The organism is Streptomyces sp. NPDC092369 (assembly GCF_044755245.1).
GTDB lineage: Bacteria > Actinomycetota > Actinomycetes > Streptomycetales > Streptomycetaceae > Streptomyces.
In genome coordinates, this window is sequence record NZ_JBIVQP010000003.1 from 1,095,412 (window position 1) to 1,115,762 (window position 20,351).

Annotated in this window: 19 protein-coding genes; 8 read left to right on the forward strand and 11 right to left on the reverse strand. The window is 72.5% G+C overall.

The genetic code is table 11. The features are described 5' to 3' along the window. Nucleotides 1-571 precede the first annotated feature (571 nt). Both ACIQI8_RS21880 and ACIQI8_RS21885 read right to left on the reverse strand, forming a co-directional pair. A complete protein-coding gene (locus ACIQI8_RS21880) occupies nt 572-931 on the reverse strand; it encodes a hypothetical protein (RefSeq protein ID WP_402353000.1) in 360 nt (119 codons plus the stop codon). After that, nucleotides 921-2,669, reverse strand: coding sequence for a hypothetical protein (locus ACIQI8_RS21885; RefSeq protein WP_402353003.1), 1,749 nt, complete (start codon nt 2,667-2,669; stop codon nt 921-923). Before ACIQI8_RS21885 ends, ACIQI8_RS21880 begins: the two co-directional genes overlap by 11 nt. Before the next feature lie 100 nt (nt 2,670-2,769). Here ACIQI8_RS21885 and ACIQI8_RS21890 point away from each other — a divergent pair, with 100 nt between their 5' ends. Further along, nucleotides 2,770-3,708 carry a GNAT family N-acetyltransferase gene (locus ACIQI8_RS21890; RefSeq protein WP_402353006.1) on the forward strand — a complete coding sequence of 313 codons (939 nt, stop codon included), beginning with the start codon at nt 2,770-2,772 and terminating at the stop codon, nt 3,706-3,708. Here the strand turns inward: ACIQI8_RS21890 and ACIQI8_RS21895 are convergent. Next, the gene (locus ACIQI8_RS21895; RefSeq protein WP_402353009.1) at nt 3,663-4,637 is read right to left on the reverse strand and encodes a LysR family transcriptional regulator; all 975 of its coding nucleotides are present in this window, start codon (nt 4,635-4,637) and stop codon (nt 3,663-3,665) included. The two genes, ACIQI8_RS21890 and ACIQI8_RS21895, sit on opposite strands and share 46 nt — an antisense overlap. A 94-nt stretch (nt 4,638-4,731) precedes the next feature. Here ACIQI8_RS21895 and ACIQI8_RS21900 point away from each other — a divergent pair, with 94 nt between their 5' ends. Together ACIQI8_RS21900 and ACIQI8_RS21905 are read left to right on the forward strand one after the other, a co-directional pair. Continuing rightward, nucleotides 4,732-6,138, forward strand: coding sequence for an MFS transporter (locus tag ACIQI8_RS21900; protein ID WP_402353012.1), 1,407 nt, complete (start codon nt 4,732-4,734; stop codon nt 6,136-6,138). A 41-nt stretch (nt 6,139-6,179) separates the two neighbouring features. Then, a complete protein-coding gene (locus ACIQI8_RS21905) occupies nt 6,180-6,869 on the forward strand; it encodes a siderophore-interacting protein (protein ID WP_402353015.1) in 690 nt (229 codons plus the stop codon). Between the two features lie 59 nt (nt 6,870-6,928). Here ACIQI8_RS21905 and ACIQI8_RS21910 read toward each other — a convergent pair whose 3' ends face one another. From ACIQI8_RS21910 to ACIQI8_RS21935, 6 genes are all read right to left on the reverse strand, one after another. Continuing rightward, complete coding sequence (locus tag ACIQI8_RS21910; protein WP_402353018.1) at nt 6,929-7,852, reverse strand: hypothetical protein; 924 nt, start codon at nt 7,850-7,852, stop codon at nt 6,929-6,931. 157 nt (nt 7,853-8,009) lie between these two features. Then, entirely contained in the window at nt 8,010-8,999 is a 990-nt protein-coding gene (locus ACIQI8_RS21915) for a malate dehydrogenase (protein ID WP_402353019.1), read from the reverse strand. Between the two features lie 388 nt (nt 9,000-9,387). Continuing rightward, a complete protein-coding gene (locus ACIQI8_RS21920; protein ID WP_402353022.1) occupies nt 9,388-10,653 on the reverse strand; it encodes a DUF2690 domain-containing protein in 1,266 nt (421 codons plus the stop codon). A gap of 381 nt (nt 10,654-11,034) precedes the next feature. Next, entirely contained in the window at nt 11,035-11,529 is a 495-nt protein-coding gene (locus ACIQI8_RS21925) for a helix-turn-helix domain-containing protein (RefSeq protein ID WP_402353025.1), read from the reverse strand. A gap of 248 nt (nt 11,530-11,777) precedes the next feature. After that, the gene (locus ACIQI8_RS21930; protein WP_402353028.1) at nt 11,778-12,338 is read right to left on the reverse strand and encodes a DUF3017 domain-containing protein; all 561 of its coding nucleotides are present in this window, start codon (nt 12,336-12,338) and stop codon (nt 11,778-11,780) included. Between the two features lie 274 nt (nt 12,339-12,612). Continuing rightward, a complete protein-coding gene (locus ACIQI8_RS21935) occupies nt 12,613-13,470 on the reverse strand; it encodes a bifunctional methylenetetrahydrofolate dehydrogenase/methenyltetrahydrofolate cyclohydrolase (protein ID WP_402353031.1) in 858 nt (285 codons plus the stop codon). 253 nt (nt 13,471-13,723) lie between these two features. Between ACIQI8_RS21935 and ACIQI8_RS21940 the strand changes: the two genes are divergently transcribed. The 5 genes from ACIQI8_RS21940 to ACIQI8_RS21960 all read left to right on the forward strand — a co-directional run bounded on the left by ACIQI8_RS21940 (nt 13,724) and on the right by ACIQI8_RS21960 (nt 17,853). Continuing rightward, on the forward strand, nt 13,724-14,413 hold the full coding sequence (locus ACIQI8_RS21940) for an RDD family protein (RefSeq protein WP_402353034.1): 690 nt from the start codon (nt 13,724-13,726) through the stop codon (nt 14,411-14,413). 139 nt (nt 14,414-14,552) lie between these two features. Further along, nucleotides 14,553-15,302 (forward strand): FHA domain-containing protein, encoded by a 750-nt coding sequence (locus ACIQI8_RS21945; protein WP_402353037.1) that lies wholly within the window; start codon nt 14,553-14,555, stop codon nt 15,300-15,302. Beyond that, on the forward strand, nt 15,299-16,858 hold the full coding sequence (locus ACIQI8_RS21950; RefSeq protein ID WP_402353040.1) for a protein kinase: 1,560 nt from the start codon (nt 15,299-15,301) through the stop codon (nt 16,856-16,858). Before ACIQI8_RS21945 ends, ACIQI8_RS21950 begins: the two co-directional genes overlap by 4 nt. 90 nt (nt 16,859-16,948) lie before the next feature. After that, nucleotides 16,949-17,254: a hypothetical protein gene (locus ACIQI8_RS21955; protein ID WP_402353042.1), complete on the forward strand. Its 306-nt coding sequence runs from the start codon at nt 16,949-16,951 to the stop codon at nt 17,252-17,254. Nucleotides 17,255-17,376: 122 nt separating this feature from the next. After that, complete coding sequence (locus ACIQI8_RS21960) at nt 17,377-17,853, forward strand: hypothetical protein (RefSeq protein ID WP_402353045.1); 477 nt, start codon at nt 17,377-17,379, stop codon at nt 17,851-17,853. 80 nt (nt 17,854-17,933) lie between these two features. On the opposite strand, the gene purH is transcribed toward ACIQI8_RS21960, so the two are convergent. After that, a complete protein-coding gene (purH, locus tag ACIQI8_RS21965; protein WP_402353048.1) occupies nt 17,934-19,508 on the reverse strand; it encodes a bifunctional phosphoribosylaminoimidazolecarboxamide formyltransferase/IMP cyclohydrolase in 1,575 nt (524 codons plus the stop codon). Further along, complete coding sequence (purN, locus tag ACIQI8_RS21970) at nt 19,505-20,143, reverse strand: phosphoribosylglycinamide formyltransferase (RefSeq protein WP_402353051.1); 639 nt, start codon at nt 20,141-20,143, stop codon at nt 19,505-19,507. The genes purH and purN overlap by 4 nt, the downstream gene beginning before the upstream one ends. Nucleotides 20,144-20,351 lie beyond the last annotated feature (208 nt).

Genomic DNA, 20,351 nt, shown 5'->3' on the forward strand with positions numbered 1-20,351 from the left:
GGTCCCGGCACCCGCGGCGATACCGGCCGCTCCCGCCGGGAACCACGCATCCCCGCCCCCGCCGCCCCCGCCGACCCCACCGCCCGGAGGTGAAGTGGCCGCACGTCCGCCAGTCACACCCCCGTCCACAACAGTGCCCCCGGCTCCGGCCCCGGGCCCATGCCAAGCACTGCCGGCACCCGCGCCCGCACCGACATCGCCGTCGGGCCGACCGGCTGAGGGAGCTCCCGCCCCTGCGCCCGCGCCGGGCTCCCCCGCCAAAGGGCCGGCACCCGGCGTCTCGCTCCCGGGCCCCGCGTCCGAACCCGAATCCGCCACCGGGGCCTCGGCCGCGGCTCCGGCCCCCGCATCGGCACTCGCACCCGCCCCAGCCCCCGGCAAGTACTCCGGCCGCCCAGGCGGCGGCAACGTCGGTGGGACCGGACGTGCCGGCGGCGTCGCCGACCCGGCGCCCTCCCCTTGCGTCACCGACGCGGTGCCCTCCCCCTGAGTCGCCGACCCGGCGCCCACCTCCTCCCACCGCTGCAAGTCCTCGTTCCAGTACCGCTCTCCCCCGCTCATCGCGCCCCTCTCACAACCCCACCAGCGCGGCGACCGCACCCGCCGAGGCGAGGACGTTGAGCAGGGACTGGGAGTCGGCGAGCAACTCGCGCAGGCGCTGGCGGCGACCGTGGCCCACAGCGCCCGTGCCGGTGATCTCCGCCTCGGTCTCCTCCAGTTCCGTCGCCAGGGCCGCCGTCCGGTCGCTCGCCCGCACCCGCTCCAGGTCGGCTCGCAACTCCCGTACAGCGGCGAGCAGTTCCTCCGTCGCCTGGTCGCGCTCCCCGGCCGCCCCATGGTGATGGTGGCTCTCGGCGTGTGCGTGGCTGCCGATCGCGAAAGTGCTGTCCGAGACGTTTCCGAAGCTGACGTTCGGTTCTTCACTGGGCATGGCTGTCCGCCCCCTTCTGCGGCGCGGGGCCGCCCGAGACAGTGGCTGAGGCGGCCGCGGTCGCATGGCTGCCGACGGCGAACGTGCTGCCCTCGACCCGCCCGATGTTCACGTCGCCGTTGCTGATGTTGACGATCTTCTGGACGAACTCACCGGTCTCGTAACCGCATTCGGCGAGCGCGACCCGTACGCCGTTCGCGACCCGGTCCTGCACGCTGCGCAGATAGCGGGCCACGTCCATCTCCTGGAAGAGCGAACCGGCGGGCACCGCGCCCAGTTCGCGCACCGAGAGCGCGGGACCGTCGGGCAGCGCGCCCGCGTAGCCGCCGGTCAGCAGGCGCCAGAAGTAGAGCAGGCCCCGGCCGAGTTGGGCCAGCGCGCGGCCCGCCGAGGCCGGCACCAGGGCGAGGGCCGCCGCACCCTTGCCGAACGCGTTGTTGTTGCGGAACCGGTGCGCCGTACGGTCGGCGTCCTTGAACTCCGCCCGCACCGGCGTCAGTACGTGCGGGGCGATCTCCAGCATCAGCATGCTGCCCTGCGTGTGGATGCGCACGAAGACCGTGACGACCAGCTCCTCCTCCCAGCCGCCGACCCGGATGCGCAGGAAGTGCCGCCGTTTCTCGGCGCCCTCCTCGACCGCCCGCGCCCGGTGCTCCTCGAAGGCCTGCGGGGTGTACGGCGCCTGCTCCCGGCTGGTCAGCCCCTCGGCCGGCAGGAACACGCACTCGTCGATCTCCAGCCAGCGCAGCCGGTCCCGGACGCCGGGGCCCGCGTACTCGGCGGGCACCCGGAGCTGTTCGAGCAGTGGGCGGATCCGCTCCAGGACCACACGGTTGCTGAGCGGCCGGCGGTTGTGCGTCTCGTCCGGCCGCAGTTCCACCGCGAGCACCCAGGTGTCGTACGCCGTTCCCGCCCCGCAGAACGGACGGGCCTCGTGGTACATGACCAGCGGCGCGTGCTGTTCCAGCCGGATGCGCTGCTTGAGCCGCTGGAAGCGGTGGCCGTCGGCCTGTTCGGCGGGGTCGGCGGCGGCGTCCGGGAAGCGCTGCGGGGAGAGTTCGGCGGCCAGCGCCCGGCTGAACTGGGTGCGCTGGGCGTGCAGGCACAGCGCGATGAGCGCGAACACCCCGAGCGTGACCCAGGCGTGCCACGGCTCGGCGAGGCCGCCGATGTCGTCGGCGTCCGGGACGAAGACGTCACCGAGGCTCGCCGAGTCCGAGAGCCCGGAGCCGGAGCTCGACGAGTACGGGTCGTCCGAGCCGCCGTCGAACGCGGCGAAGACCGTGAGGACCAGGAACACCGCGAAGAACACCCGCCCCCACCAGCGGATCAGGAAGGCCGGGATCAGCCGGTACAGCGGGGGCTGCTCGGCCCGGCCCCTGACCCAGGGCGCGATCGCGAGCGCCACGCCCGGCCACAGGAAGAAGGTGAGGAGCCCGCCGCTGAGCGGTGCCCCCGCCACCCACAGGCCGATGACGGCCCCGGCCCACAGCAGTTCGTAGCGGCGGGCGCGCAGGGCGTGGGCGAGGACGCGGGCCGCGTCGAAGCCGAGCGAGGGGGCCACCATCCGCTGCTCGTTGAGGTGGAGTTCCTCGATGACGCGGTCGCGGTAGCCGGAGTCCAGATAGGTGCCCGCGCACAGCAGCCGGGTCGCCTCACTGGCGTGCGGAGGTGAGGAAGGTAAGGAAGCGGTACTCACGCGGTTCCCCCGATGCGTGGAAAGACCGTTGTCAGGCATTCAGTTGACAAACCGTCAGCATAAAGCGACGGAAGGGACGCGCGAAAGCGGAATGGCAGGGATGGACGGAACCGGAATCTTTGACTAAAGTCAAATAATTATGAGGCACGAGAACACGGACCCGGTGTCGGCGGAGCACGTGGCGACCCTCCGCCGGTTCAACCGCTACTTCACCCGCCGTATCGGCGCGCTCGACGACCACTACCTCGGCCAGGACCGCCCGCTCGGCGAGGCCCGGCTGCTGTTCGAGATCGAGAGCGGGGGCGGGGGCGAGAACGGCGTCGGCGGCGGGGTCTCGCTGCGCGAGCTGCGCGCCCGCCTCGGGCTCGACGCCGGGTATCTGAGCCGGATGACGAAGACCCTGGAGGCGCAGGGCGTGGTCCGGATCGGCGTGGACCCGGACGACAACCGGCTGCGCAGGGTCGAGCTGACCCCGGCGGGCCGCGTCGAGATCAAGGAGCAGAACCGCCGGGCCAACGCGCTCGCGGCCGGTCTCCTCGACAACCTGAGCGAGCCCCAGCGCGCCGAGCTCACCCACGCGATGGCCACCGCGCAGCGTCTGCTCCGGCTGGCCGCCATCACGGTCACCCTGGTCGACGGCGCCGCCGAGGACGCCCGTGCCTGTCTCGACGCCTACGCGGCCGACATCGGCGCCCGCTTCCCGGAGGGCTTCGACAAGTCCGACCTCGTACGCCCTGAGCAGGTCACCGGCGACGCGGGCGCGTTCTTCGTCGCGTACGAGGAGGGGCGGCCGATGGCCTGCGGGGCGCTACGGACGCTGGAGCCCGGCATCGGCGAGATCCGGCACGTCTGGGTCCACCCCGAGGCCCGCCGCCTGGGCCTGGCCCGCCGGATCCTCGCGGAGCTGGAGCGGTCGGCCGTGGAGCACGGCTTCGACGTCGTACGACTGGACACGCACGCCGTGCTCACGGAGGCGCAGGCGATGTACCGGGCGTGCGGCTACACGGAGATCCCGGCCTACGTCGACCACGTCTACGCCTCCCACTGGTTCGAGAAGCGACTGGCCGGCGCCCGCTGACCCGCCTCCCCGAGCAACTCCCGTACGCAGTCCCGCAGCCACGCGTGCGCCGGGTCGGCGTCATGCCGTGGATGCCAGGCCAACCCCAGCTTGAGGACGGGCAGTCGCAGCGGCACGTCGAAGGTGACCAGGCCCAGCGAGGCGGCCAGCGGCACGCTCCAGTAGCTGATCAGGCCGATCAGGTCCGTGTCGCGCAGCACGAACAGTGAGGCGGGGAAGGTGCCGACGGTGCCCACCACCCGGCGCTTCAGGCCCAGTTCGGCGAGCCGTTCGTCGACCGGACCGTGCAGCTTTCCGCGCCGCGAGACGATCAGGTGGTCGGCCTCGCCCGCGAACCGCTCGGGCGTCAACTCCCCCTCCAGCAGCGGGTGTCCGGCCCTGGCGACGCCGACCATCCGGTCCTCGTAGACGAGTTCGTGGTGCACCTCGGGTGCCGTCGCGTCGATGACCCCGACCTCCAGGTCGGCGGTTCCCTGGCGCAGGAACGGCGCGTCGACATGGCTCTCGGCGAGGAAGCGGATCCTGATGCCCGGCGCCTCCTCGGCGGCGCGCGCGAGCAGCCGGGCGCCGTGCAGGGCGGCGAGCGCGTCGTGCCCGATGATCGTGAGCGTCCGGCTGACGGTCCTGAGATCGGCGCCCCGGCCGGGTGCGAACAGGGCCCGGGCCCGCTCCACCACCGCGCTCACCTCGGCCCGTACGGCGAGCGCGTGCGGGGTGGGCACCATCCGGCGCCCGGCCCGCACCAGCACGGGATCGCCGAGCGCCTTGCGGATCCGGCCGAGGGTGCGGCTCGTCGCGGGTTCGGAGAGATGCAGCCGCCGGGCGGCCCCCTGCACGCTCTGCTCCTCAAGGAGCACGTCCAGGGCGACCAGCAGATTGAGATCCAGGCCCCCTGAGCTGCCGGAACTCGCGGATTGCGTCACACGCACTCTCCCCTTGCGAAGGTTGCACTGGAAAGCAGGCCACCGCCGAGCCTACGGTGACAGGGCATCCCACACCACACCGGAGCTCCCCGGAGGAGCCATGCCCCCGCCTGCCCTGAAACGGTCCACCCTCCTCACCCTCTGCGCCTGCGTGCTGGTCGCGCAGAGCATGGTCGCCGCCATCAACCTCCTGATCCCGCAGCTGGGTTCGTCCTCGCTGCACCCCTCGCACACCGAACTGCTGTGGATGGTCGACGCCTACGTCATCGTCTTCGCCGGACTCCTCATCCCGGCCGGCGCCCTGGGCGACCGGCACGGCCGCAAGGGCGCCCTGCTCGCCGGCCTCACCCTGTTCGCGGCGGGCGCCGCCACCAGCGCGCTCGCCCAGAACCCGGCGACGCTCATCGCGGGCCGCGGCCTGTCCGGCGCGGGCGCGGCGCTGATCACTCCGGCGACCATGTCGATCCTGGTCCACCTGTCCGCCCCGGGACACCGCTCCCGCGCGATGGCCTCCTGGACCCTCGCCCTCGGCCTCGGCGGACTCGCGGGGAACCTCGGCGGCGGTCTGGTCGGCCAATTCCTGTCCTGGCGGGCCCTGTTCGGGGCGATGGTCCCGCTGGCCGCCCTGCTCGCCCTCGCGGTCACCCTCACCACACCCCGCACGGCCCGCGCCCCGCACAGCAACCTCGACCCCACCGGCACGGTCCTCCTGACCACCGGTCTGGTCGCCGTCCTCTTCGGCATCATCGAGGGCCCGACGTACGGCTGGGCCTCCCCGCGCATCGTCACGGCCTTCGCGGCGGGTGCCGCACTGATCGCCGCCTTCACCCGGCACGCCCTGCGCTCCCGCGCCCCGCTCCTCGACCCGCGCGTCTTCACCTCCCCCACCCTCCGCGCGGCCACCCTCGGCACGGCCACCGGCTTCTTCGGCCTGTTCTCCCTCTTCTACGTCAACTCCCAGTACCTGCAAGGCATCAAGGGCTACGGCGCCGCCGTCACCGGTGTCGCGATCGTGCCGCTGACGATCGGCATGGCCCTCGTCCCGAAACTCGCCGTCCGCTGGTCGCACCGCCCGCGCGCGGTGATCGGCACCGGTCTCGCGCTCATCGACCTGGGCCTGCTCGGCGCGTCCACCGCCGACGCGGGCACCCCGTACTGGACGTACGCGTGCTGGCTGCTCGTGATCTCGGCCGGCACCGGCCTGTCCATGCCCGCGCTCACGGTCGGTGTCGTCACCTCGCTGCCGCCGCACCAGACGGGCCTCGGCTCCGGGCTCGGCACCTCGGCCCGTGAACTCGGTGCCGCCCTGGGCGTCGCGGTCACCGGCACGATCCTGGCCGCCCACCCCGACCTGGCGCAGGGCATGGGCCCGGCGCTGCGTACGGTCGCCCTGATCGTCCTCGCGGCGACGGCGATCGTGGTCGTCGGACACCGCGACCGCACCACCACACGCACTATCGCGTCCGGCGAGAAACGCGTACTATCGCGTTCATCCCGTCGCATCTGATCATCAACTTCCCTCACGCGCGACCCAGTTGAGGAGCCCCCGTGCCCGCCGCCCTCCTGAACCCCGTCCTCGACCTGCTGACGCTCCGCGCCACCGTCACGGCGGCCGAACCGATCACCGCCCGCATGCGCCGACTGCGTGTCGAGGGCGACGCGCTCGCCGGCCTCGACGTCCGGCCCGGCCAGCAGGTACGCGTCCTGGTCAGCGGCCTGACCCTTCGCACGTACTCCGTGTGGCGCTACGACCCGTCCGGCGCCGTCGAGTTGTGCGTGCTCGACCACTCCGAGGGGGGACCCGGGGCCCGTTGGGGGAAGGGTGTCGGCGTCGGCGAGCAGGTGCGGCTGCGGAAGCCCGAGGGCACCTTCACCCTCCGCTCCGACGCCACCCACCACGTCTTCGTCGGCGAGGAGACGGCGTCCGTCGCCTTCGGCGCGATGCTGGCCGCGCTGCCCGAGGACGCCCGCGTCTCCGGCTGCGTCGAGACGGGCGCACCCGACGACCGACTCCCACTCCCCCACGCGGACCGCCTCAACTGGCTGACCAGGGGCGGCACTTCCCTCCCGGACGCGGTGCGACAGCTCGCCCCCGAACCGGGCGGGATCGCCTATGTCGCCGGGGAGGCCCGGACCGTGCAGCAGGTACGGCAGATCCTCGTCCGCGAGGCGGGCTGGGAGCGCCGCTCCGTACTCACCAAGCCGTTCTGGGCACCGGGCAAGCGCGGCCTGGAGTAGGCGCGGACCGGCTCACCGGACTCCCGCGGCCCGACTCACCCGCACCCCCACAGCCCGGCTCACGTGCACTGCGCACCCGCCGGGCAGAAGGACCGCACCGCCATGGCGAGCGGCTCCCGCACCCGCTCCGGCGCCAGGCCGGCGGGCCCGCCCGCACGGATCGCGTACAGCGAGCCGTCGGCCGCCCGGAACCGGTGGTCGACGATCTGGCGCGCCCCCGTCTGCGGATCGTCGTAGCGGTAGGTCAACTCGGCCCAGGTGTCCCCGCGATCGCGCTCGATCACCTGGTATCCGGGCTGCTTGGCGAAGCCGTACCCGGGGTCGGTCTCGGCCAGTTCGAGGGACTCGGCGGGCGTGGCCTCCGAGATCCGGAAGATCTGCAACTGGCGGCCGTCACCGGGAGCGTCGTAGAAGACCACCGGGGCGAGTTGACCCGTCTTCTGCCGACGGGTCCAGCCCTCGGGGACGTTTACGGTGTAGCCGGTCGGATCCTGGGCGCGGCGGTAACCGGTGGACGGGGAGGGCGAGTTGGGCGTCACGGAAGCCAGGGGCGAGGCGGGCGGGGTGGAAGTCTGCGGCTGAGGACTCTCACTCGTGCTGACGCTGGTCGCGGGGGTCGCCGTGTTCCCGGTCGAGCCGTCCCTGTCGACGTACCAGAACGCGGCTCCCGCGCCCGCGCCGAGGACCACCGTCGCGGTGAGCGTGACGAGCAGCCGGCGCGCGCCGCCGGACCGGCCGGGCGCCGGCGCGGGCGGCGGATACGGATAGGGGGCCGGTGGTGTCCAACCCGTGGGCGGCGGTACCGGACCGCCCGGGCGGCCTTGGGCAGCGACCCAATCGGGGGGCGTGACGTTCGTACGGGTCTCCGCGCTCGCCCAGTCCGGCGGCGGCGCGGGCCGCCCTCCCGACCAGGCCGCCTGACCGCTCTCCTCGCTCGGCTCACGCTCGCCGGAACCCGAGCTGTAGCCGTTCCATCCGCTCATCGCGAACCCCCCGATATCACCCTGGCGGGCACCTGTCCTGACGGTAGCGGCGAAAACGGGCGCGGGCCCGTTCCGGATGGAACCGGAACAGGGCCCGTGCAGGCTCGTGACAGAAGCCGTGGGGTGAGCGGGGCCGAAGAGCCCTCCTGGGGGTGGCTCAGATCAGACCGAGGGCGCGGACCGCCTCGCGCTCCTCCGCCAGCTCCTGAACCGACGCGTCGATGCGGGCGCGGGAGAACTCGTTGATGTCCAGGCCCTGGACGATCTCGTAGACGCCGTCCTTCGTGGTGACCGGGAAGGAGGAGATGAGGCCCTCCGGGACGCCGTAGGAGCCGTCGGACGGGATGCCCATGGAGGTCCAGTCGCCGTCGGCCGTGCCGTTGACCCAGGTGTGGACGTGGTCGATGGCCGCGTTCGCGGCGGAGGCCGCGGAGGACGCGCCGCGGGCCTCGATGATCGCGGCACCGCGCTTGGCGACGGTCGGGATGAAGTCCTCGGCCAGCCACTTCTCGTCGTTCACGGTCTCGGCGGCGTTCTTGCCGGCGACCGTGGCGTGGAAGATGTCGGGGTACTGGGTGGCGGAGTGGTTGCCCCAGATGGTCAGGCGCTTGATGTCGGCGACCGTGGTGCCGGTCTTCTTCGCGAGCTGGGTCAGCGCGCGGTTGTGGTCCAGGCGGGTCATCGCGGTGAAGCGCTCGGCCGGTACGTCCGGGGCGGCGGCCTGCGCGATGAGCGCGTTGGTGTTGGCCGGGTTGCCGACGACGAGGACCTTGATGTCGTCCGCGGCGTTGTCGTTGATGGCCTTGCCCTGCGGCTTGAAGATGCCGCCGTTGGCCTCCAGGAGGTCACCGCGCTCCATGCCCTTGGTGCGCGGGCGGGCGCCCACGAGGAGGGCGACGTTGGTGCCGGCGAAGGCGACGTTCGGGTCGTCGGTGATGTCGATGCCCTGGAGGAGCGGGAAGGCGGAGTCGTCGAGCTCCATCGCCGTGCCCTCGGCGGCCTTGAGCGCCGGGGTGATCTCCAGGAGCCGCAGCTTGACCGGCACGTCCGCGCCGAGCAGCTGGCCGGAGGCGATGCGGAAGAGGAGGGCGTAACCGATCTGGCCGGCCGCGCCGGTGACGGTGACGTTCACGGGAGTGCGGGTCATGGCGTTCTCCGTATACAGCTGGCGGTGGAGCGTCCGGGTGGGACGTACAGATGATCGATCTCTTGGTATCAAGAGAGATCCACCGGTCAGGCTATCGCGCATCCGGGATCGCGTACGTCCGGGTCCGATGTGGCCCGTCCCACAGCCCTCGCCGTCGTCGGCTCACGGCATCGGATCACTCGGTCGAGTGAACCCTCGCACCATTTCGCGGGCGGTACGCATAGTCGCCCCGATCTCGGGCACGCGAACCGTACCCCCACGGGAGTCCGGCACAGTCGGCACCCCCACAAGGCGGCCGCCACGGTCCCCCTCTCCCGGACCGGACGGCCGCCCCCCTTTTCTCTTCCGCCGTTCTGCTTCTTTCGCCTCTCCGCACTGCCGTGCGGCGTTACTGGGCGCACCCCTTCTGACCGGTCGCGAGCGTCGCGCACGCCGTCGCCTCGCCCGCGTCCTTCACCGCGACCATCGGCGTGTAGGCGATGGTGTCGCCGGCCGTCGTGATGCTGTCGTTCTCCTTCGCGGTGCCCGCGGCCACCTCGACCCGGTCGCCCTGCGCGGCCTGGGTGATACGGCCCCAGGCGGCGCCGCAGGTCTCGCTGTAGCGGACCTCGACGGTGGTCGTGCCGACGGTGGCGGTCTTCGCGGTCGTCACCGCGCCCGCGTCCGTCGTGCAGCCCATCGCCTCGGCGTCCTTGCCGGTGCAGGAGGCGCCCGCGCACTTGACCCCGGGCGGCAGGTCGGTCCGGACGCTGGCCGAGGGCGAGACCGAGGCCTTGGCGTCGTCGTCCTTCTTGTCCTTGCCGTTGTCGGTCAGGAAGAACACGGCCGCGATGACGACCAGCACGCCGACGACCCCCGCGAGGAACATCGTCAGCCGCCGCCTGCCACCACCGTCACCGCGCGAGCCACCGGATCCGATGGACCCCGCGGACCCGCCCTGCGGCGGCTGCCCGAACGGGCTCGGCGTCCCCGGTGTCCAGCCGGGACCGCCGGGCACCGGGGACGAGGCCGATGCCGGTGTCGACGCCGGTGACGTGGTCCCGGCGCCCCGGGCCGCGGTCTGCGGTGGCCGCTGGTACCCGGCGATCCCCCAGGAGTTTCCGCCGGAGGAGGACGCCCCCGAGGAGCCGCCGGACGCGTCGGCGGGAGCCGCCGCCGGATCGCGTACGTCCCGCACATCTCCCGCGCCCCGCGAGTCCAGGGTGCCGGGCGCCGCCGGCTGCGGTGGCACCGTCGGTGCCACGCCCGCCGGTCCCGCCACTCCGGGTATCGCCGTCGCGGCGCCGCCCTTGCGGGCGGTCCTACCCCCCTTGGCGTTCGCCGCAGGCGCCCCGAACTCCCCGAGCGCGGCGCGCGCCTGGGAGATCCGGATGGCCTCCATGGTCATGTCGTGGCGCATCTCCGAACGGCTCCAGGCACGCTCGGCGAGCTCCCACATCGTGGTCAGATGGATCGGATTGGTGCCGGTGACCTCCGCCAGGGCGACGATCGCGCCCTTCGGTGCCAGCAGCCGTCCGTTGAGATATCTCTCCCACGACGTCTTGCTGTAGCCGGTGCGGTCGGCCACAGACGCGATGCTCAGGCCGCTGCGGTCCACGAGCCGGCGCAGCTGGCTCGCGAACTCCCGTACCTGCGGATCGAGTTCATCCGGCAAGGCCCTCCAACGAGGCATTGCTTCCCCCCTCTTCCCCCGGGTTCGTGCTGGTCTTCCTCGCGTTTTCCCCCGCGCGTGGCGCCCTGTTCCGAGTCCCCGTTCTGGCTACCCAAAGGGATGCGCCCACTAAGGATCTCAGTTCCCGGGGTGGGGGCGCACGGGAGCATGGAGCCGCGGACATGCACCGTTGCACGCCCGGCGGGCCGTGGTCCAGTGTCCCACCGAGGGCCCCCCTCGCCTGCCCCGACCGGACCCGCCCACGCTAGCGCCCTCGTCGAACAACCCCGTGTCAAATCCGCAAACTTGTCAATACATCGACACCGCAGCCACACATGGACAATCCCACCCGGCTCTACCCTGATCAGCCCGCCCAGGGGCAACTCACCCCAGCGCGACGGCGCCGACGACCGCGGCGAGCAACAGGAAGAGGAGCAGGAGTACGGCGTACAGGAGCAGTTTTCCGCCCGGCAGCCGTCCGCCGCGCTCCTCCTCGGGGGGCGTGTCCCACCAGGGCAGGGTGGGGTCGTCCTCGTACTCCTCGCCGCCGGGGGCGCCCGTGGCGCCCGGGGCGCCGGCGGGGCTCGCGGGCAGGGTGGCGGGGCGGGGCCAGGCGCGGACGGCCAGTTCCCAGCGCACGGTGAAGCGTTCGGCGTCGGATCCCGCCAGGCCCGCTATCCGGCACAGGGCGGTGACGGCCTGGCGGGGCGGGGGCTGGGTGGCGTTGAGGTAGCGGTGCCAGGAGGACTTGCTGTAGGCGGTGCGGGCGCCGAGGGCGACGAGGCTGAGCCCCGTGCGGTCCTTGAGGAGCCGCAACTGCTCCACGAAGTGCCGTACCTCCGGCGGCAGATCGTCGGGCAGCGGCTGCCAGGCGCTCATCACACACCTCCATGGCGTCGCGTTGTCCGGTCGGTGCGATGGACGACGTCGGACGGTCGTTGGTTCCCGTGCCCGGTCCGCTCGGCCCGTGGCGGGGCGCGGACACCGTCGCGGAACGGTCACCGCTGTGCCACAGCGCGCTGACAGGCGTTGAACAGGCGGTTCGGCGTGCACGAGGGTGGGGCGTGGCGACGGCCCGTCCTTGCTCGGGGGAGAGGACGGGCCGTCGTCGTGTGCGGTGGCGCGGACTAGCTCACCGTGAAGTGCAGGGTGTCCTTCAGGAACGGGATCTGCAGCCAGGGGTCGGGCTGCACCATCAGCGCCAGCAGCACGATCGCCAGGCCCAGCAGGCCGTAGGTGGCGATGTCCGTGAAGCGGGAGCGGACGGCGAGCATGCCGACGTCGGGCACGACCCAGCGCAGCACACCGCCGATCAGCAGGGCGACGCCGATCAGCAGGGTGCCGTACCGGAAGGCGTCCAGCGCGGTCAGCAGCAGGCCGAGCGCGACGAGCCCCAGCACGGCGAGGATCGGCCACTGCCGCACGGGCGCCGGCGCGTCAGGGGGCGCCGCCCGGCCACCGCCCTCGGGGCGCGCGGTGTCCCGCGTGAACAACGGGAACCGCCGGGTGCCGCGGCGCGGCTTCCGCCCCTCTTCGGCACCGCCGGCCTCGGCACCACTACCGTCGGCACCACCGGTCCCGGCACCACCGGCCTCGGCGTCACCGGCCCCGGTGTCGCCCGCACTGATCGCACTCCGCACGACAGCCTCCGCCTGCTGCTCGGGTCCTTGCGCCTCGTCGGCCCCCACGCCCGCATCGGGCCGCGCACCTGTCTCGGGCCGCGCACCCTCCTCGGGCCCGACGGCCCGCTGCCCGGACCCGCCGGCCCGGTCCTGCCGGTCGGCGGAGCGCTCGCCAGACCCGGCAGCGCTCCGGCTCCGCCCACGTTCCCGGACCCCGCCGGGCTCCGCATCCGGCACCTTCGCCGCGCGCCGCACCTCGTCCGGCGCAGGCTCGTCCGCCTCCGGGAGCACCGACCCGGCGTCAGCTGACCCGGTGTCGGCCGTCCCGGCCTCCCCCCGCTCAGCCGGCGGCACTGCGCTCCGCCGCCTCGACCACGTTGACCAGGAGCTGGGCGCGGGTCATCGGGCCCACCCCGCCGGGGTTCGGGGAGATCCAGCCGGCCACCTCGGCGACGCCCGGGTGGACGTCGCCCACGATCTTGCCCTCGGCGCTGCGCGAGACGCCGACGTCGAGGACGGCCGCGCCGGGCTTGACGTCCTCGGGCCGGATCAGGTGGGCGGAGCCGGCGGCGGCGACGATGATGTCGGCGCGCTTGAGGTGGGAGGAGAGATCCCGGGTGCCGGTGTGGCACTGGGTCACGGTCGCGTTCTCGCTGCGGCGGGTGAGCAGCAGCGGCATCGGGCGGCCGATGGTGACACCGCGGCCGACGACCACGACCTCGGCGCCCTTGATCTCGACGCCGTACTGCCGCAGGAGGGTGAGGACGCCGTTGGGGGTGCAGGGCAGCGGGGCCGGCTCGTTGAGCACGAGGCGGCCGAGGTTCATCGGGTGCAGGCCGTCCGCGTCCTTGTCCGGGTCCATCAGCTCCAGGATCCGGTTCTCGTCGATGCCCTTGGGCAGCGGGAGTTGCACGATGTAACCCGTGCACTCCGGGTCCTCGTTCAGTTCGCGGACGACCGCCTCGATCTCCTCCTGCGTCGCCGTGGCGGGCAGTTCGCGCTGGATGGAGGCGATGCCGACCTGCGCGCAGTCACGGTGCTTGCCGGCGACGTACTTCTGACTGCCGGGGTCGTCCCCGACGAGGATCGTGCCGAGGCCGGGCGTGACGCCCTTCTCCTTCAGCGCCGCCACGCGGGCGGTCAGATCGGACTTGATCGCGGCTGCGGTGGCCTTGCCATCGAGAATCTGGGCGGTCATGCCCCCATCCTCGCGGATGACCGGCCCCCGGTTCCAATCCGGGTCCCCGGCGCTCCCGTACCCGATATCCGGCCATGATCGTCCATGTTGCACTTGCACAACACATAGGGAATGCCGCTGGACAAGTAAGACGGCGGTGAAGAACGATGAGCGGCGCAGTACCGCGGTTCGTGTTCGGGGGGCAAACCGCTCACTTCTTGTCGTTCCTCCGTGCGGTCCGCGCCGTCCCCATGCGCAACGGAGGAAACCAGCCATGAGTTTCGGTTCGCCGAACAACCCGTACGGACAGCCGCAGAATCCGCAGCAGCCCGGCTACGGCTACCCCCAGCAGGGCCAGCCCTATCCCCAGCAGGGCCAGCAGCCCCCCGGCTACGGCTATCCGCAGGCCCCCGGTGTCCCCCCGCAGCAGGGTTACGGCTATCCGCAGCAGCCCGGTTACCCCGGCGGCGGTCCCGGTCCGCGCGTCGCCTCGATGGGCCGCCGCTTCGGCGCCCGGGCGATCGACGGTGTCGTGTTCGGCATCATCTACACGGTCCTCGCCGGCGTGGGTGTCGCGGGCGCCTTCGCCTCGGCCAAGGACTGCGACCCGAACGCCGTCGACTACAACACCTGCCTCGACAACGCGGGTTCGGACATCGCGGCCAAGTTCGGCGCGGTCATCGCCGTCATCGGGATCATCGGCCTGCTCTACGAGCTGGTGATGATCGCCGCGTTCGGCGCCACCCTGGGCAAACTCGCCGTCGGCATCCGTGTGGTGAAGGTCGACACCGGCCGGAAGCCGGGCCTGGGCTCCGCGTTCATCCGCTGGGTCATCCCGATGGTCGGCTCGCTCGCCTGCGGTATCGGCGCGCTGCTGGTCTACCTCTCCCCGTTCTGGGACAAGTCGGGCCGCCAGCAGGGCTGGCACGACAAGGCCGCGAGCACGATGGTCATCCAGAACTGACCCGCCGCCGAACCGTCGTGGGCATCACGTTCGCGCCATTCCTGTGCAAGGGCCGTGTCTCACCCGTCCGAGGGGGACACGGCCCTGCCACGTCCGCCTAGTCTGACCTCCGTAGCGGGCAGGCACGGGGAGACGCACCTTGTACAGCATCATCGTGGTACCTCCGACGACCACGGAGGACGGGCACGACCGCACCCAGCTCCGGCTCGCGCCGGGCGAACGGATCACCTTCGGACGGCTGGCGCGCGACAACGACCTCGCGATCACGCACGACGGCGTGTCCCGCCGCGCGGGCGCGATCACCGCGCAGGGCGCCTTCTGGACGCTGAGCAACCTGAGCGGCGGACAGACCTACGTCGTGGAGAACCCGGAGGGCGCGGGCGAGCACATCAAGGTCGGCCCGGGCCGGCTCGACGCCCCGGTCCCCTTCGAGTTCTCGCGGATCGTGCTGCCGGCCGCCGGCGACCTGCTGCCGGTCCAGGTGTGGGCGCCGCGCCACGACTATCTGCGCACCGAGGGCGGTCTGGCCGGCGACACCACCGCGCCCGCCTTCTCCGTGGACCGCACCAAGCGCTACTTCGCGGTCCTGGCCGCCCTGTGCGAGCCCCGCCTGCGCGGCGAGCCGCACGCCCCGCTGCCCACCGTCGACCAGGTCGTCGACCGGCTGCGGCCCAACTGGCCCGCCGCGTCCCGCACTTCGGTGCAGTGGAACATCGACTACCTGGCCGTGAAACTGCGCCTGAAGCCCGGCCCGGAAGAGGCCGACACGGGCCCGCGCCTCAACGGCAAGAAGGAGTCCCTGGTCTCCCTGGCGCTCCGTTTCGACCTGGTGCGCGAGGACGACCTGATCGTGCTGGCCGCGGAGCGGCCGGGCCGGGTGGCCCGGTGACCGAGCCGTACGCCGTGCCGGTGCCCAGCGGCTACCGGGTCGGCGCCTGGGAGGTGCGCGCGCCCATCGCGACGGGCGCCTTCGGCAGCGTCTACGAGGGCCGGCGCACCGGCGGCGACGGCGACCTCCCCCGCGTGGCCGCCCTCAAGTTCCTGCCCACCGGCACGGACACCCCGCGCCAACTGGCCCATCTGCGCGAACTCGTCGAGCGCGAGATCGACCTGTACCGCCGGCTGACCCGCCCCCGGCTGATCCGGATGTACGAGACCCTCGTCGTCGACGACCCGCAGCGCCCCCGTCTCGACGGCGCCACCGTCCTCGTACTGGAGCGGGCGGAGCGCTCGCTGGCCGAGCTGCTCGCCGCCGCGCCCCGCCCGGCCGCCGGGCCCGCGCTGCTCGCGCAGATCTGCGAGGGGCTGGCCCAGCTGCACCACGCGGGCTGGGTGCACGGGGATCTCAAACCGGCCAACGTGCTGCTGATGGCGGACGGTTCGGCGCGGCTGGCGGACTTCAACATGGCGGCCGAACTGGAGGGCACGCACGCGTACACGCCCGCGTTCTCCACGCCGGACTACACGCCCCCCGAGCTGCTGTGGGCGGAGATCGGCGAACGCGGGCGCCGGATCCGCCCGTCGGCGGACGTCTGGGCGTTCGGCGTGCTGGCCCATCTGCTGCTGACCGGCGCCTTCCCGCTGCCCGGCGGCACCCCGAGCGCCCGCCGGGACGCGGCCGCCGCCTACGCCCGCGGCCACGACGAACTCCGGCTGGCGCCCGAACTCCCGGACGCCTGGCGGGAGATCGTGCGGGACTGTCTGGCCCGTACGCACGCCGACCGCATCGGCGTCGACGCGCTGCTGCGCCGGGTCGAGGCGGCGGCCGGCACGGGTCGCTCGCCCAAGCTGCCCCGGGCCCCGCTGCCCCGTCGGCGCCGGGCGGTGCTGGCCCTGGTCTCGGCGGTGGCGACGGTCGCCGTGGCGGGTCTGGGCTACGGCATCAGCACCTGGGCCGGCTCGGGCACGACGGGCGGCGCGAGCACGTCGGGCAAGAACGCGGCCGCCGCGTACGGCGCTTCCGAACTCCGTACCGACAAGGGCGTCCCGGTGCAGTACCGGCGGATGATCGTGGACTCGGCCCACGACTGTCTCCAGCACGAGGTCTCGCCGGCGCTCATCGCGGCGATGCTCAAGACGGAGAGCAACTTCGACCCCGACCTCTCGGATCCGACCGCGGGCGGCGAGGGCGAGTACGGCATCGCCCGCTGGACGCCGAGCGTGCTGCGCTGGTGGCTGCGCTCGGACGGCGTCCCGGCCAAGAAGACTCCCCGGCCGCCGCTCACGCCGGCCCAGTCGATTCCGGCGATGGCCCGCTACCTGTGCTTCATGGAACCGCGTCTGGACACCTCGCTGCCCGGCGACCGGCGCCTCCTGCTCGCCGCCTCCTACCGGACCTCGTACAAGAAGGTGAACGCGACGGGCGGCATCCCCGAGCAGAACCGTGCCTACACCACCCGCGTCGCCCATTACCTAAAGGAGTACACGCCGCCGGGCGCCAAGTGACCCTGAGAGTTGCGAGGTTCCGCGCGCGGGCGGTGTACCCGACGGTGGTCGTGTCCACCAACGGGGGTGGCAGGACCGGAGGGACACACCATGAAGCGCGTCCTCGCCTCGATCGGCGCGGCGGCGAGCGCGGTCGTCCTGAGCCCGACGAGCGCGAGTGCGGCGAGCGGCTGCTGGGGGGACGCAGGCCAGAAGTCGTTCAACGGCAAGACGTACACCGCCCGTTACTGCCACAACTACGGCGAGAACGCACCGGTCGGCGACGCCCGCAACAACTGGTGGCTCTACACCCAGGGCGACGACGCCTACTCCGAGGACGGCTGGGGCTGGTTCCCGGCGAACAAGGTCTCGGGCGGCAACAACTACGAGCCCGTCCCGGGCCTCGCGATCTGCTGACGCCCGTCCCACGGCGGGGTTCCGGCTTCCTCGGGGGAGGGTCGGAGCCCCGCTTCCGCGTCCCTTGTTGTACCGTCCCAGGGCCGCGCCCGAGACCGGGCCGCGGGCCTTGGAGGGGGATCGTGAAAGAGCAGTTCGCTCCGGCGCGGAGAAGACCGCCGGGCAGGGGGAAGTGGGCCGCTGTCGCGGTGGGAACGCTGATCGCGGCACCGTTGCTCCTGACCAGCACCGCCTGCGGAGCCAAGGATTCCGACCCGCACGCCGGCTCGACGGCGGCCGCCACGCCGAGTCACACGCCGGCCACCCACATGTCGGCCCCGCCCGGTCCGGCCCAGCGGCTCGCCGACCTCGACGGCGACTACCGCGCCGCCGACCAGTACCAACAGGTCCTCTCCGCCCTGGCGCCGCGCTGCAAGGAGGACCCCTCCCACCTGGCGACCGTCGTCGACACGACGCAGAAGGCCCTGAAGCACAAGGGCGGTACCGACGACGAGTTCGGCGTCCTGCAGAAGCTGGAGGCCTGGGTGCCCGCCGGGAGACCACGCGCCGACTGCGCGTCGGAGGCCACAGCCTACGCGGCGCAGGCGAACGGGAGCTAGGGCCTGTCCGACGGAAACGCAGCGGCGCCCGCGCACGACCGGAGCCGTGCGCGGGCGCCGCTGTCGCGACGGGCGCCCCGTCAGTGGAAGAAGTGCCGCGTCCCAGTGAAGTACATGGTGACGCCCGCCTTCTTCGCGGCCTCCACGACCAGTTCGTCGCGGACGGAACCGCCGGGCTGGACCACGGCCTTGACGCCGGCCGCGGTGAGGATCTCCAGGCCGTCGGGGAAGGGGAAGAAGGCGTCGGAGGCCGCGTAGGCGCCACGCGCGCGTTCCTCGCCGGCCCGCTCGACGGCCAGCTTGGCGGAGTCGACGCGGTTGACCTGGCCCATGCCGACGCCGACGGAGGCGCCGTCCTTGGCGAGCAGGATGGCGTTGGACTTCACGGCCCGGCAGGCCTTCCAGGCGAAGGACAGCTCGGCCAGCTCGTCGGCGGTCAGCGCCTCGCCGGTCGCCAGCGTCCAGTTGGCCGGGTCGTCGCCGTCGGCCTGGAGCCGGTCGGTGACCTGGAGGAGGGCGCCGCCGTCGATGGGCTTGACCTCGGCCGGGTGGGAGGGCGCGGCCGGCGCCTTCAGCACCCGGATGTTCTTCTTCTTGGCGAGGGCCTCCAGGGCCCCCTCCTCGTAGTCCGGCGCGACGATGACCTCGGTGAAGATCTCGGCGACCTGCTCCGCCATCTCCTTGCTGACCGGCCGGTTGACGGCGATCACGCCGCCGAAGGCCGACAGCGGGTCGCACGCGTGCGCCTTGCGATGCGCCTCGGCGACGTCCGAGGCAATCGCGATCCCGCACGGGTTGGCGTGCTTGATGATCGCCACACACGGCTCGTCGTGGTCGTACGCGGCACGGCGGGCGGCGTCCGTGTCCGTGTAGTTGTTGTACGACATCTCCTTGCCGTGCAGCTGCTCCGCCTCGGCGAGACCGACGCCCGTGCCGTCGACGTACAGGGCGGCCGGCTGGTGCGGGTTCTCGCCGTACCGCAGAGTGCTCTTGCGCTCCAGGGTGGCGCCCAGGAAGTCCGGGAACAGCGAGTCGTCCACGGGCGCGTAGGCGCTCGCGAACCAGGAGGCGACCGCGATGTCGTAGGTCGCCGTGTGCTGGAAGGCCTCGGCGGCGAGCCGCTTGCGGGTGAAGAGGTCGAAGCCGCCGGAGGCGACCGCGGCGAGGACATCGGCGTACCGCTCGGGGCTGGTGACCACCGACACGGACGGATGGTTCTTGGCGGCGGCGCGCACCATCGACGGACCCCCGATGTCGATCTGCTCGACGCACTCGTCGGGCGAGGCACCCGAGGCGACGGTCTCGCGGAACGGGTAGAGGTTGACGACGACGAGGTTGAAGGGCTCGACCCCCAGCTCGGCCAGCTGCTGCCGGTGGCTCTCCAGGCGCAGGTCGGCGAGGATGCCCGCGTGCACCTTGGGGTGCAGGGTCTTGACCCGGCCGTCCAGGCACTCGGGGAAGCCGGTGAGCTCCTCGACCTTGGTGACGGGGACACCGGCGGCGGCGATCCGGGCGGCGGTGGAACCGGTGGAGACGAGCTCGACCCCGGCCTCGTGCAGCCCGCGCGCCAGCTCTTCCAGACCGGTCTTGTCGTAGACGCTGACGAGCGCGCGGCGAATCGCGCGCTTGCCGTTCTCGATGGTCTCGGCGGTCACTGGATAACTACCTTTCGTCCCTCAATGCGATGGCCGTTGCGGGCGAGCCGCCCCACGACCTCGACGAGCAGCCTTCGCTCGACTTCCTTGATGCGCTCGTGCAGAGCGCTCTCGTCGTCCTCGTCCCGGACCTCGACCACGCCCTGGGCGATGATCGGTCCGGTGTCGACGCCGTCGTCGACGAAGTGGACGGTGCAACCGGTCACCTTGGCGCCGTACGCGAGCGCGTCCCGCACACCGTGGGCCCCGGGGAAACTGGGCAGCAGGGCGGGGTGCGTATTGACGAACCGCCCCCCGAAGAGCCCGAGGAACTCCTTCCCCACGATCTTCATGAACCCGGCGGAGACGACAAGATCGGGGTCATGGGCGGCCACGGCCTGCGCGAGGGCGGCATCCCACTCCCCCCGGCTCCCGAAGTCCTTCACCTTGCACACGAAGGTCGCCAGCCCGGCCCGCTCTGCGCGCGCGAGCCCCTCGATGCCGTCGCGGTCGGCGCCGACGGCCACGATCTCGGCGCCGTAGGCCTCGATGCCGGTCCGCTGGATCTCGTCGAGCAGCGCCTGCAGATTGGTGCCGGATCCGGAGACGAGCACGACGAGGCGCTTGACCGCTCGGCCGGCGGGAGTGGCGGCCACGGTGGGGCCCTTTCTCGGGGGAGCATCTGTACGGCCGGTTTGTACAGTCGTACGAATGCTTCGCGCCCCGGGATACGGGGAAGTCTACGAAGCGGTCGGCCGTCAGCAACGATACCGGCACACCGGAAGGCCCCCGTGGGACGGGGGCGTGGCCGGAAGGTAGCGTCTGCGAGGGACGGGCTCGGGAACGCGGTGGTGGTGCGACGCG

Excerpts from the sequence above, each read along its gene's own strand:
- ACIQI8_RS21900 (WP_402353012.1), top strand. The coding sequence starts at position 4,732 with ATGCCCCCGCCTGCCCTGAAACGGTCCACCCTCCTCACCCTCTGCGCC.
- ACIQI8_RS21935 (WP_402353031.1), bottom strand. The coding sequence starts at position 13,470 with ATGACCGCCCAGATTCTCGATGGCAAGGCCACCGCAGCCGCGATCAAG.
- ACIQI8_RS21910 (WP_402353018.1), bottom strand. The coding sequence starts at position 7,852 with ATGAGCGGATGGAACGGCTACAGCTCGGGTTCCGGCGAGCGTGAGCCG.
- ACIQI8_RS21890 (WP_402353006.1), top strand. The coding sequence starts at position 2,770 with ATGAGGCACGAGAACACGGACCCGGTGTCGGCGGAGCACGTGGCGACC.
- ACIQI8_RS21885 (WP_402353003.1), bottom strand. The coding sequence starts at position 2,669 with ATGCCTGACAACGGTCTTTCCACGCATCGGGGGAACCGCGTGAGTACC.
- ACIQI8_RS21880 (WP_402353000.1), bottom strand. The coding sequence starts at position 931 with ATGCCCAGTGAAGAACCGAACGTCAGCTTCGGAAACGTCTCGGACAGC.
- ACIQI8_RS21915 (WP_402353019.1), bottom strand. The coding sequence starts at position 8,999 with ATGACCCGCACTCCCGTGAACGTCACCGTCACCGGCGCGGCCGGCCAG.
- ACIQI8_RS21955 (WP_402353042.1), top strand. The coding sequence starts at position 16,949 with ATGAAGCGCGTCCTCGCCTCGATCGGCGCGGCGGCGAGCGCGGTCGTC.
- ACIQI8_RS21940 (WP_402353034.1), top strand. The coding sequence starts at position 13,724 with ATGAGTTTCGGTTCGCCGAACAACCCGTACGGACAGCCGCAGAATCCG.
- ACIQI8_RS21925 (WP_402353025.1), bottom strand. The coding sequence starts at position 11,529 with ATGAGCGCCTGGCAGCCGCTGCCCGACGATCTGCCGCCGGAGGTACGG.